The sequence below is a fragment of the Vibrio sp. Vb1980 genome, from assembly GCF_033338615.1.
Lineage (GTDB): Bacteria > Pseudomonadota > Gammaproteobacteria > Enterobacterales > Vibrionaceae > Vibrio > Vibrio alginolyticus.
Genome location: NZ_JAWOSZ010000007.1, coordinates 123,927 through 135,838 on the forward strand (window position 1 = coordinate 123,927; position 11,912 = coordinate 135,838).

Annotated in this window: 11 protein-coding genes and 1 pseudogene; 3 read left to right on the top strand and 9 right to left on the bottom strand. The window is 44.3% G+C overall.

All coding sequences use genetic code 11. From position 1 onward, the window contains the following. Positions 1 to 72: 72 nt before the first annotated feature. The 4 genes from modC to R7F64_RS13160 form a co-directional block, all read right to left on the bottom strand. Entirely contained in the window at positions 73 to 1,179 is a 1,107-nt protein-coding gene (gene modC, locus R7F64_RS13145; RefSeq protein ID WP_318071767.1) for a molybdenum ABC transporter ATP-binding protein ModC, read from the bottom strand. Further along, entirely contained in the window at positions 1,176 to 1,865 is a 690-nt protein-coding gene (gene modB, locus R7F64_RS13150; protein ID WP_054575444.1) for a molybdate ABC transporter permease subunit, read from the bottom strand. The genes modC and modB overlap by 4 nt, the downstream gene beginning before the upstream one ends. Before the next feature lie 27 nt (positions 1,866 to 1,892). Next, a complete protein-coding gene (gene modA / locus R7F64_RS13155) occupies positions 1,893 to 2,648 on the bottom strand; it encodes a molybdate ABC transporter substrate-binding protein (protein WP_318071768.1) in 756 nt (251 codons plus the stop codon). Positions 2,649 to 2,717: 69 nt separating this feature from the next. Further along, complete coding sequence (locus tag R7F64_RS13160; protein WP_318071769.1) at positions 2,718 to 4,169, bottom strand: cobyric acid synthase; 1,452 nt, start codon at positions 4,167 to 4,169, stop codon at positions 2,718 to 2,720. Positions 4,170 to 4,324: 155 nt separating this feature from the next. Here R7F64_RS13160 and R7F64_RS13165 point away from each other — a divergent pair, with 155 nt between their 5' ends. Then, positions 4,325 to 4,699: a NirD/YgiW/YdeI family stress tolerance protein gene (locus R7F64_RS13165; protein ID WP_318071770.1), complete on the top strand. Its 375-nt coding sequence runs from the start codon at positions 4,325 to 4,327 to the stop codon at positions 4,697 to 4,699. Between the two features lie 155 nt (positions 4,700 to 4,854). Then, the gene (locus R7F64_RS13170; RefSeq protein WP_017634623.1) at positions 4,855 to 5,391 is read left to right on the top strand and encodes a hypothetical protein; all 537 of its coding nucleotides are present in this window, start codon (positions 4,855 to 4,857) and stop codon (positions 5,389 to 5,391) included. A 129-nt stretch (positions 5,392 to 5,520) separates the two neighbouring features. Here the strand turns inward: R7F64_RS13170 and R7F64_RS13175 are convergent, their stop codons facing one another. The 3 genes from R7F64_RS13175 to R7F64_RS13185 all read right to left on the bottom strand — a co-directional run bounded on the left by R7F64_RS13175 (position 5,521) and on the right by R7F64_RS13185 (position 8,416). Further along, positions 5,521 to 6,204 carry an ATP-dependent zinc protease gene (locus R7F64_RS13175; protein ID WP_005388032.1) on the bottom strand — a complete coding sequence of 228 codons (684 nt, stop codon included), beginning with the start codon at positions 6,202 to 6,204 and terminating at the stop codon, positions 5,521 to 5,523. 11 nt (positions 6,205 to 6,215) lie between these two features. Continuing rightward, positions 6,216 to 7,403 carry an aromatic amino acid transaminase gene (locus R7F64_RS13180; protein ID WP_053303643.1) on the bottom strand — a complete coding sequence of 396 codons (1,188 nt, stop codon included), beginning with the start codon at positions 7,401 to 7,403 and terminating at the stop codon, positions 6,216 to 6,218. A 155-nt stretch (positions 7,404 to 7,558) separates the two neighbouring features. Continuing rightward, positions 7,559 to 8,416 (bottom strand): AraC family transcriptional regulator, encoded by an 858-nt coding sequence (locus tag R7F64_RS13185; protein ID WP_054575975.1) that lies wholly within the window; start codon positions 8,414 to 8,416, stop codon positions 7,559 to 7,561. Positions 8,417 to 8,536: 120 nt separating this feature from the next. Between R7F64_RS13185 and R7F64_RS13190 the strand changes: the two genes are divergently transcribed. Next, a complete protein-coding gene (locus R7F64_RS13190) occupies positions 8,537 to 9,922 on the top strand; it encodes an MATE family efflux transporter (RefSeq protein WP_318071771.1) in 1,386 nt (461 codons plus the stop codon). An 84-nt stretch (positions 9,923 to 10,006) separates the two neighbouring features. Here the strand turns inward: R7F64_RS13190 and nrdG are convergent, their stop codons facing one another. Continuing rightward, positions 10,007 to 10,477 carry an anaerobic ribonucleoside-triphosphate reductase-activating protein gene (gene nrdG, locus R7F64_RS13195; RefSeq protein WP_017634628.1) on the bottom strand — a complete coding sequence of 157 codons (471 nt, stop codon included), beginning with the start codon at positions 10,475 to 10,477 and terminating at the stop codon, positions 10,007 to 10,009. An 84-nt stretch (positions 10,478 to 10,561) separates the two neighbouring features. After that, a pseudogene (gene nrdD, locus R7F64_RS13200) lies at positions 10,562 to 11,830 on the bottom strand (anaerobic ribonucleoside-triphosphate reductase); the annotation flags it as partial. Between the last annotated feature and the right edge of the window lie 82 nt (positions 11,831 to 11,912).

Below are 11,912 nucleotides of genomic sequence, written 5' to 3' on the forward strand. Positions count from 1 at the left end.
GACATTCTTCTAGTAACAAAGGCCGCACTTTGCGGCCTTTTTTGATCATGAAGCGTAAATCAGTCTAAACGGTTAATGAGGCGCTAGTGCCATATCTTTTTGTGTCACACTGACACCTTTAATTTGTGCAAAAACACGGCTACCAACTTTTAGGTTGAGATCATCAAGGGCCCACGGTGTGATCGTTGCCCACAAATAACATTTCTCGTCTAGCTTGAGTGATACATTAATACTCTGCTTGTCATCGGCTGCGTTAAACGCCTCGATGGAATCGACAATAGCAGGCAAAATATTTCGAATCGACGTCGCCCTGGGTTGCTCGAGCGTGATAGAAACGTCGTTGGCACGCACTTGCAAGCGTATTGGCGTGTCTGGTGTTCCGTCGATCTTTTGCACCCACAGGAATACATTAGGTGCAAGGCTGATACAAGTCAGTGCATAACGTGCATGATGTTCAGCAATCCGGCCTTCAAATAAGCTGCTTTGATCTGAGAAAGATTGCCATGGACGCATAGCATGAGAAGCCCACACTTCCTCAAGCTTACCTGAACTCGAAATTTTACCTTGGTCAATAATTGCAAGGTGCTGAGCAAGCCTTAAAATTTCCTGGAGACTGTGTGTGACATAGATAATAGGGATATTTACCTTCTCCGACAACTCCTCAAGAAAAGGCATTACCTCACGCTTTCTTGGCATATCGAGTGAGGCAAGTGGCTCATCCATCAAAAGCAAATTGGGTTTAGATAGCAATGCGCGCGCAATCGCAACACGTTGCTTTTCACCACCAGAAAGTGATACCGGAAAGCGCTTTAGTAACGGTTTGATAGACAAGAGTTCGGTGACTGCATCAAAATACTCGTCATCTTTTTCTTTAACGCCATATAACAAATTGCCTTGAACCGAATAGTGAGGAAACAGACGTGAATCCTGAAACACATAACCAATACCACGCTTGTGCGTTGGTAGGTTGATTCCCTGTTCACTGTCAAACAAAACATGCTCACCAACCGCAACATACCCTTGCCTTGGAGTGACCAATCCGCTGATGATGTTAATCAACGTCGTTTTACCTGCACCAGATCGTCCAAACAAGGCACTAATTCCATTACAGGGTAACTTAAGTTTGATGTCGAAGTCAGTCTCACCAAGCATTTGTTTAAATTGGACTTTAATCGTCATTGCTTCGCACCCAATCTGCTTGCCGCTTTACGATTTAGCCATTCAGAGATCATTAATGTAGACAAGGCTAACGCGATAGAAATGATACACAGACGAGCCGCCTGCATTTCTGCACCTGGCGTTTCAATAAAGTTGTACATTGCCAGCGGAATCGTTTGGGTCTCACCCGGAATGTTAGAGACGAAACTGATCGTCGCCCCGAATTCGCCAAGACTACGAGCAAATGACAGCATCGTGCCCGTAATAATTCCGGGAATGGTCAGTGGTAACGTGATGGTGAGAAACACTTTTAAAGGAGAAGCGCCTAACGTAGAGGCTGCGTGCTCCAATTTAGGGTCGACGCTATCTAAGCTTAAGCGTACTGAACGAACCATCAAAGGCAAAGCCACGACAATACAAGCGACTACTGCCCCTTTCCAATTAAAGCTAAATACTACCCCTAAGTTTTCATAGAGCCACTTTCCAAGGACCCCTTGTCGTCCTAAAGAAATCAACAATAAATAGCCGATTACCACTGGCGGCAATACCAGTGGTAAATGAATTAAGCTATCGAGAATCGATTTACCAAAGAACGTTTTTCGAGAAAGTAGCCAAGCAAGAAAAACGCCGAGAGGAATCAGCCAAAGTACTGCGTACGCGCCTACTTTGAGGCTTAACATTAAGGCTTGGTATTCCAGTTCTGTCACGCTTCGTTCCTATAATTGAAGGCCGGTTTATTGCTGAAAGCCATATTGAGCAAAAACGCGTGCGGCTTCGTCCGATTTTAGGTATTGGAAGAACTGCTCCGACTCAGTAGAATCATTCACAATTGCAGCCGGGTACACAATAGCCGCATGCGTATCACTCGCAAATTCGCCGACAATTTTGACTTTATCAGTTAACTGAGCATCGGTTTTGTAGACCACACCTAAAGGCGCTTCTCCACGTTCAACCAACGCCAAAGCTAAGCGCACATTCTTTGCTGGTGCGACGTGAGTTTGAACCGCTTTCCATACACCCAGTGTAGTCAATGACTCTTTCGCGTACATACCAGCAGGTACTGACGTCGGATTGCCTAAAGCAAGACGATTTCCATGCAATGCCTTCTCCCATGCCTTTGCATCAGAAAAGTTAAATGAGGTTAATTCTGAAGACTGGGGAGCAATCAACACTAAGCTATTGCGCACTAGATTTGTGACATTGTCACGATAAATGACGTCTTTATCGACCAAATAATCCATCCATTTCGCGTTCGCAGAAATGAATACATCCGCTGGTGCGCCATTGATAATTTGTCGAGCGATAGAAGAAGAACCACCATAAACGGGAGTGATAGAAACGTCATACTTTTCTTCAAAGTTTTGCGCGATCTCGTTAATCGCATTCGTCATAGAAGAGGCTGCATACACTTTTAGGTTCGTTGCTGCGTTTGCTGAAAATGAAATGCTTAATACTGCCGCAAGGCAAGCATGCTGTTTCCATGCTTTCATAGAGATACTCCAATACAAGGCAAGCGAAAGAACAGGTTATTTGAATATAAAGTTCAATCAGTTAATGGGCTATTTAAACAAAAAATCAAGGCGCATATGTTGTTCTATCGCATCTGCGATGCGATTAATGCCTTGCTCCTTTAACTCTTCAAAGTCTTGTTGTTTGATTTGGGTTCCGTTTACCCATTCTAATACCAGGCTTAAGACATCTGCCTCGTCAAAGAACCCGTGAAGGTAGGTTCCCATGATTTGGCCACACTCGCTGAGCGCCCCCTCCGCTTCACCGGAACTGAATGTAAGAGGTTGCAGGCCCCGTACTTCACTTCGCCCTACGTGGATTTCATAACCCTTTACATTGGCTGTTTTGCCGTTAAGAGAAAGCTGTGCTTGTGTGTTTGTAAGCTGTTTGCTGTTAGTTAGCGTCGTAGTGATATCAAGCAAGCCAAGTCCTTCGCTTTGACCTGGTTGGCCTTCGACGCCGTTTGGATCATCAATCAAGTTTCCAAGCATCTGGTAGCCGCCACAGATACCAATCACTTTTCCACCAAGACGAATATGACGCAAGATATCTTTATCCCACCCCTGGCTTCTTAGATAATCCAGATCGTCTCTCACCGATTTGGTCCCAGGCAAAATAACCAGGTCGGCTTTATCTATTTTTTCGCCTTTACCTACATAACGTAGATTGATGTCTGGATTCAATCGCAGCACATCAAAATCAGTATGATTACTAATCCGGGTTAAAACAGGCACAACAACATTCAGTTTTACCTCAGAGTGCAACTCTTGCTGCGCAGTGATCGCGTCTTCTGCTTCTAAATTCAAACCATGAAGAAAAGGAAGTACACCAAGTACAGGTTTACCTGTTTTTTCTTCTAGCCAATCGAGGCCCGATTGCAATAAACGAATATCACCTCGAAAACGGTTGATAACAAATCCTTTTACTCGCGCTTGTTCAGATTCAGAAAGTAACGCAAGTGTTCCGTACAAATGTGCAAACACTCCACCACGATCAATATCAGCAACAATGATCACTGGTACATCAGCGGCCTCAGCAAAACCCATGTTTGCAATATCGCCTTCTCGTAAATTGATTTCAGCAGGACTCCCCGCGCCCTCGATAATGATCGAATCAAATTCTTGAGTCAGACGAGAGAAGGAATCTAACACCGTGTCCATCGCCACTTTCTTGTAATCATGAAAGCCAGCCGCATCCATATTGGAAATCGCCTTACCCTGCAAAATGATCTGAGCACCTGTATCACTGTTAGGTTTAATTAAAACCGGATTCATATGTACGGTTGGCTCAATATTACACGCCTGTGCCTGAACGGCCTGTGCTCGACCTATTTCACCGCCACCTTTGGTTACCGCACTATTTAGTGCCATGTTTTGTGGCTTAAATGGGGCAACATTTATCCCTTTTCGTGCTAATACACGGCATAAACCTGCCACAAGGACACTTTTTCCGGCATCCGAAGTGGTGCCTTGAACCATTAAAGATGGGATCGCTGATTTCATGAACATTTGTAAGGAATAGAGGAAGATGAACAATCATAACGTCATCGTCCCCACTTACTCAAGCAAATGAATAGAATATGAATGTTGAAATCATCATTGGTTCAAACAAGCCCTGTTTTAATGACCCCATCAAAACAAACCGATGAGGATGTAACATGAAAAAGAATACAATTATCGCAACAATCGCCGCCTTAGCTATTGCTCCTTCTATCGCGTTCGCGAAAGATAACGCTCAAAGCCAATCAAACTTGCAGTTTAACGGTCCTGTCACTGTGGAAAAATTGGATGCCTTGCTAAACGACTCCAATATGTTTACTGAAAAAGATGTGGTCGTTGAAGGTAACTTATTGCGTCAAGTTCGCGCGGATAAGTTTATCTTTAGCGATGGTTCCGGTGAAGTGATGGTCGAACTCGATGATGATATTCAGCTAAATACTCCGATTGATCACAAGACTAAAGTCCGCTTGTTTGGCGAATTTGAAGGCGGGAACAAACCAGAGATAGAAGTCGAACAACTCGTGGTCATGTAAAACAAAACCCCGATTGCTGTGCATATCAACATGATGTAGCGACGATTACAGCTAAATAGTGACGGCAAGCATTTAAAATGATAGCTTTATCAATCTTGGTCTGCTTTTTGCAGACCATTTTTTTGTTCATTTTAATCATCTTGCCCGGAGACACCATGCTAGGTAAAGCTCTAAAGGTTGCAGCCTTTGGTTTGTGTGCTATTTTGCCACTTTCCGCACATGCAAATAATTTCAACTACAACACGATGGAATTTCGCATGGGCACTAGCCCTGGTACATTTGGTGGCGAGTTCAATACCTACTTTACAGAGAATACCCATTTCATTGCTCGCGCAGACAGTGAATTCAGCGGAGACTGGGACATTGCTGGTGGTATAGGCTTTAATGGGCCAGCAGGCCAATTTGCAGATATTTATGGCCAAATGTTGGTACACAACATTAAAGAGAACGGCAGTGATAAAGTCGGCGACGAATGGCGCACGGAAGTGAATATTGGCACTCGTATTTGGTTTATGCAAAATGTTGAGCTACATGGCCGTATCGGCCAAATCATAGATAATGACGATTCGAACACCATTTACAATCTGGGCGCACGATTCCACTCTACTCAGCAACTATCGCTTGGTGCAGATTTCAAAAATAATGGTGTCTATGGCCAGCAAATTGTAATGTCTGCTCGTTTTGCATTTTAGTGGACATGACTATGACTACCAGGGCATCACAAGCAAGCATATGATTCAATAAAAATGGCCTCCAATTTTGGAGGCCATTTTTTGTTAATCACGAATTATTAGCTTGTAGCAGAAACTAGCTGTAATACATCAGTTTTTAGCGGTTTTTTTAGGTTTATCTTGCACATATTTTTTCGATACATCTACAACGGCGATATCTCTAAAAAAGCTTCGACCAAGCAAAATTGGAAACGTCATATGTCCGCGATCCGCTAACGTAAACTCTGTCTTTTCTTTGTGATCCCCAACGGTAATGTAGGCTTTTACCACCGCTCGTTTATCCACCTCTTCTGACGAAGACTGCTTAACTTTAGCCCAGCGCTCAACGGGTACTTTAAATTCTTTGGTGTCTTTGTCACCTAAATCTATCTTAAATTTAACCCAGTCTTTACCATCACGCTCAAACGGAACAATGTCAGTCGCACTAATTGATGATGTTGTCGCACCTGTATCGACTCTAGCCTTGAAAGTCTGGTCAATTTCAGGAACATAAACCCATTCTTCAGAACCAAGAATTAACATGCCATCGGGTGTTTTTGTGACCTTGACTGGCTTCTTAGGCTTTGGTTCCGGCTTTTTCTCAGGTTTCGCTTCTGGTTTGGGCTCCACCTCTGGCTTTGGATCTACATCAGGTTTCACTTCTGGCTCGACTTTAACGGGCTCTTCGACCTTTGGCGACTCTGGCTCAACAGGTTCCTGCGTCGTTTGAGTTGACGTACAAGCAATTAAACTGCCGCTCATCATAAGCGGCAGAATCAGTTTCCAGTTTTTCATCCACACTCCAATTAAGCTTGAGATACTTTCTTAATTGCGTCCGCTACGTATGGAATATGAGTTTCGGTAAGTCCGGCAATGTTAATTCGACCATCGCCAACACCATAAATGCCATAATCTTCACGCAGTTGCGCCATTTGGTTTCCACTAAAGCCTAGCACAGTAAACATGCCTTTGTGACCCTCAATGAAATCAAATTGATCTGTATTATGGTTGTTTCTCAACTCGTTACACAAACTTTGACGAAGGCTAACCAAACGATGTTGCATTTCACTCAATTCTTGCTTCCAAACGGAAGTGAGCTTGTCATCTTGCAGAATGGTCTTGACTAAAGCTGCACCATGGTCGGGTGGCATCGTGTAAGTCGAGCGAGCTAGAGTGAGGAGTTTACCTTTTGCATTGGTTACATCATGCATGTTCTTACCAACCACAATCGCTGCACCAGTTCGTTCACGGTACAAACCAAAGTTCTTCGAACATGAAGTAGTAATCAACATCTCTTCAACGTTATCTGCCATAAAACGAAGACCTTTTGCGTCTTCTTCTAGGCCATCACCGAAGCCTTGGTAGGCAATGTCCACAAATGGGATGAAACCGTTCTTCTGCGACAATTCTGTAATGGCTTGCCAAGCAGAGAAGTCAATATCCGCACCAGTTGGATTGTGGCAACAACCATGAAGAAGTACCACATCTGAAGGCCCAGCTTTCGCAAGATCATCCATCATTTTTGCGGTGTCTACTTGTTTCGTTTCCGAAGAGAAATAGTGGTAGAACTTAACTTTAAGGCCTGCTGCTTCCATTACTGGCTTGTGGTTTACGTAACTTGGGTTGGAAATCCAAACCGTCGTATCTGGCTGTGCGATCTTCATCAGATCACCGAGCATACGCAGCGCACCACTTGCACCTGGCGTTTGAATTGCTGCAACACGATCCATTGCAGACGTTCCCGTCAGCAGCAAATCGATCATGCTTTTATTAAATTCTTCGCAACCCGCAAGACCAACATAAGACTTGGTTTTTTGAGTTTCAACAACGACATCCTGCGCCATTTGAATGGCTTTCATAATCGGCGTTTCGCCTGCGCTGTTTTTGTATACGCCAATGCCAAGGTCAACCTTGTTTGGACGTTCATCGTTACGGTATGCAACGGATAGAGATAAAATAGGATCTAATACGGGAGTTGGGAGATTAGAAAACATGAAAGTCATAACCCTTTGAAATTCAAGTACCGAACCTCACGTTAACACCATCGCAAAAAATGACGAAATGATTTTTCACTTATTTCATCAATTAGAGAACAAAATTCTGGATTGCGGTGAGTTTTGTGCGCTCTATCGTTCAGAAAAAGAACGATTCACTCCTCGTCGTACCAATCCACTCTACCGTTTTTTCTAAACTCTCTTGGTGTCATGGTCGACCACGCTTTAAAACGTGTACTAAAGTTAGCGCTGGTCGGATATCCGACTATTTCTCCAATATGCTGAATTGGCCATTCTGTTGAACGAAGTAACCTAGCAGCATATTCCATGCGCATACGCGTTAAATGTGCCATTGGGCTTCGACCAAACTGCTTTTGAGTCAGTCGATGCAAATGAGGCTCCGAACATGGATATAGAGCCGCTACCTGCTCAACGCTCCAATCCTTATGGAGCTGACGTTGGACAAGGTCAAATACACGCCGAAGCCTCAATTGGCTGCGTGATATCGACTCTGAGGGCGGCATGTTTAACATCAGCTCTAACTGAGCCACACTATGCTCACCTACCGCACCACCATAATCGATTGGAAGGTGAATGCTGCGTAGTAGTGTTTGGATACATGCATACATCACTTCAGGTGTAGATGAAAGCTGATAGCGAACATCGCATTCTAATATCGGCCACTCTCTATCAGTAGCAAGAAAAAGCCACGCGATCTGCCAAGGTTCTTCTTCTATACCAAAACCGTTTTCAACACCTGCGGGTACTGTAATCAACGAGCCCGGTTCCAAATCGTATCGATAAGTCCCACTCTCTAGCCACCCTTTACCACGCACCGTATAGAGCAGCATGTGTTTCTTTTGGTTTTTACGATAAACAGAGAAGAAGTCACGACAAGTGGCAATGCCGCACTGCACAATGCCTCTCTCCTCAAGTGCTAATACTCGACTGTGATCAATAAACTCTTGATAAGTTTTTTCTGAAATCGCGTAGCGTTCTTGTTTATCTTCCATGATTTATTGGCTCACATGTGCGTTAGTAGAGAGTTTTACAAAGGTTTTGGATTCCTTTGAAAAATACACCGCCAAATCATGAGGATAAACTACTCGCATTAATCTTTAAGGAGAAATGCGATGCTCTTAACACGCGAATACATCGATAAAGCATTTTGGCAAAAGCTGATTACGATTGGCCTACCTGTTTCACTTCAGTCCATGCTTTTTGCTTTGCTCGGCGTCGTGGATATTTTCATGGTAAGCCTACTCGGAGAATCTGCAACGGCAGCAGTTGGAGTTGGAAATCGTATCTTTTTCTTCAACCTAGCGGTTGTCTCTGGCCTGTGCGGTGCAGTTACCGTACTTGCTTCTCAATACTACGGCTCAGGAAACCTAGCCGGAATTCGCAGAACGTTGGCGCAATCTTGGTTTATTTCCATTTTGGTGACGCTGCCGTTTATCGTTCTTTATGCGATTTTTGATGAAGAGATCGTCTCTTTTATGTCAGACGATCCTGAATACGTCACTTATGCACGTGATTATCTTGTGGTTACGGGCTTTAGCCTCATTGCTACGGCGATAGTAGTACCGATTGAAGCGGTATTGCGCTCCGTGGGCCAAACCAAACTGGCAACCAACGTTAGTATCTCCGCCATTGTCGTTAACGTCGCGCTTAATTATGTTTTGATTTTTGGTTTATTTGGTTTCCCTCAATGGGGCGTATTTGGTGCAGCCGTAGGTAGTTTTGTTTCTCGATTTTTCCAAACCGCCGTCTTGATTTATTTTTTCTACAAACGATATGCTTACCTAATTCCGACTAAGTTCGATTGGGTACAAGGCCGCTTAAAACAGTATCGAAAAAAGTACTTTAAGGTTTCTTTACCCATGTTGGTCCACGATGCGCTTTGGACTGGTGGATTGATCGTTTACAGCATCATCTATGGTCAATTGGGCGTTTCAGAACTGGCGATCATCTCATTCTTATCACCGATTGAAGGGGTACTGATTTCAACCTTTATGGGATTTGCGGTCGCTGCATCCGTTCTTCTTGGGAATGATATTGGTGCAAAACATTATGACCGAGTCGAGAAAACGGCGTGGTGGTATGTGTTAACCAGCGCAATCTTAGCCACCTTGCTGTTTTTCCTAGTGTGGTTGAGCTCGCCCATGATTCATCACCTATTGGTACTGAGCCCGTTAACCGATGCAGACATGGCACTTAACGTATGTTTAGTCATGGCGCTAGGTATGATTTTGAGGGTGTTTAACATGGTTGGGATTGGCGGCGTACTAAAGAGTGGCGCTGATATTCGCTATAGCATTTTCATCGACACGTTCGGTCAGTGGGCTATTGGCATCCCCCTTACTTATTACACAGGCATGGTGTTAGGGCTGCCTTTGCATTTTGTCTTGATGTCTCTGCTCGCGGAAGAGTTAGTGAAAGGCGTACTGACGACTTACCGTATTCAATCTAAACGTTGGATAAATAATATGGTTGAAGATGACCAATCGGTGACAGCGTAACCAAAAAGACATTAACGAACTCACACCAAAAGGGCTCACCCGTTATGCACGCGTGAGCCCTTTTTATGTGCGGAGAATGCTTGATTAGATGTCCGTAAAGCGATGAATGATTTGGTTTGAACTGCCACGCCATTCGAGATTGAGGTCTTTCTTGTCTTGTTCAAACTTACCATCAATCAAAACATCGATGTATTGCACCACTTCCCTTTGCGCGTTATTCAGTTCCGTCAGCGTGTAGCCAGTCCAAACCCAAATGTCTTTACCTGGGCACTCCTCTCTCACCCTTTTCACTATCTTCAAAATATGAGGCACATTAGCAGGGTGAAGCGGATCTCCACCCGACAACGACAAGCCACGGCGTTTGATACGCGTGTCGTTTAAGTCAGCGATGATTTTGTCTTCCGCTTCTTGCGTGAAAAGTACACCAGAATCCAAACGTTGCGTCGACTGGTTATAACACCCTCGGCACTGATGCACACAACCCGACACAAACAGCGTGCAGCGCGTACCCGGTCCGTTAACAACGTCAATTGGATAGTATTGGTGGTAATTCATAATGCGTCTCTGTGTTATCGCGAAAGAGAAAATCAACCTGTTTAAAGTTGATTTTCAAAGTGTTAAAACGAGTGGTAGTAAACCTTACAGGTGTTTAACTCGGCGCTTCACTTCTTCTTGCTTACCGAAGTTAAACGGGCGTGCATCTGGGCTGCCTAGGTAGCCACAAACTCGACGTGTTACTGATACTTTAGTTGAGTCATGGTTACCACAGCTTGGGCAAGTGAAGCCTTTACTTGTACAGTCAAACTCGCCGTTGTAGCCACACTCGTAGCACTCATCAATTGGCGTGTTTGTACCGTAGTAAGGCACTCGGGTGTAACTGTAGTCCCATACGTTTTCTAGTGCTTCAACGTTACGTTGCATGTTCGGGAACTCGCCGTAACAGATAAAGCCGCCGCTTGAGATTTCTGGGTAAGGCATCTCAAAGTCGATCTTGTCGTATGGGTTCACCTTCTTCTCAACATCTAGGTGGAAGCTGTTGGTGTAGTAACCTTTGTCTGTTACGCCTTCAATTACGCCGAACTCTTTCGCATCGATGCGGCAGAAACGGCTACATAGGTTTTCACTTGGCGTTGCATATAAGCTGAAGCCATAACCTGTTTCGTCAGCCCATTGATTCACAGCATCTTTTAGATGCTTGATGATCGCGACCGCTTTTTCACGCAAAACAGCGTCATCATAAACGTGCGCTTCTGTACCGAATAGCGCGTTAATTGTCTCGTGTACACCGATGTAACCAAGAGAAATAGACGCACGACCGTTCTTGAAGATATCTGCGATTGAGTCGTCTGCTTTCAAGCGAACACCACATGCGCCTTCCATGTATAGGATTGGGGCCACACGTGCTTTCACGTTTTCAAGGCGAGAGATACGTGTCTCTAGTGCTTTACGAGCAAGACGTAGGCGGTCATTTAGAAGCTCGTAGAATTTCTCTTCGCTTCCGTTTGCACGGATAGCGATACGAGGAAGGTTCAAGCTCACGACGCCAAGGTTGTTACGACCTTCGTGAATCAGCTCACCGTTTTCTTCGTAAGTACCAAGGAAGCTACGGCAACCCATTGGCGTTTTGAATGAACCGGTTACTTCCACTACTTTGTCGTAGTTAAGAATGTCTGGGTACATACGCTTAGACGCACACTCAAGCGCAAGTTGCTTGATGTCGTAGTTTGGATCTTCTGATTTGTGGTTCAAACCATCTTTGATGCCGAATACAAGTTTAGGGAATACCGCTGTTTTACGGTTCTTGCCTAGACCTGCAATACGATTCTTCAGAATCGATTTCTGGATAAGGCGTGATGCCCAGCTTGTACCAAGACCAAAACCAAACGTAACGAATGGTGTTTGACCGTTATGTAATATATACATCTATTCTCTCTAATATTTTAAACACACTACGAACTTGACTCCTTATATGTCAGTAACTTAAGGTGTA